The 273-nt window shown below is 43.6% G+C and carries 1 protein-coding gene; it reads left to right on the forward strand.

The features are described 5' to 3' along the window. On the forward strand, nt 1-273 hold a 273-nt coding region (locus tag CF394_RS13070; protein ID WP_133079840.1), incomplete at both ends, for an ATP-binding cassette domain-containing protein.

Genomic DNA, 273 nt, shown 5'->3' on the forward strand with positions numbered 1-273 from the left:
AGAGGATATCCATTCAGAGTTAGAACAAAAGCAAGCTACCGGTGATCGGATTTTGCAAGTCAAAGAATTAACCTTTACCTATCCTGATGCGGCCCAGCCTTCTCTGAGAAACATTTCCTTTGATATGAATCAAGGGCAGATCCTTGGTATAATCGGGGGAACTGGTTCAGGTAAATCAAGCTTGGTGCAAGTCTTACTTGGTCTTTATCCGGCAGACAAGGGAAGTATCGACCTTTATCGAAATGGACGTAGTCCTCGTAATCTTGAGCAATG

Origin of the sequence: Tetzosporium hominis (assembly GCF_002265435.1) — a bacterium.
GTDB lineage: Bacteria > Bacillota > Bacilli > Bacillales_A > Planococcaceae > Chryseomicrobium > Chryseomicrobium hominis.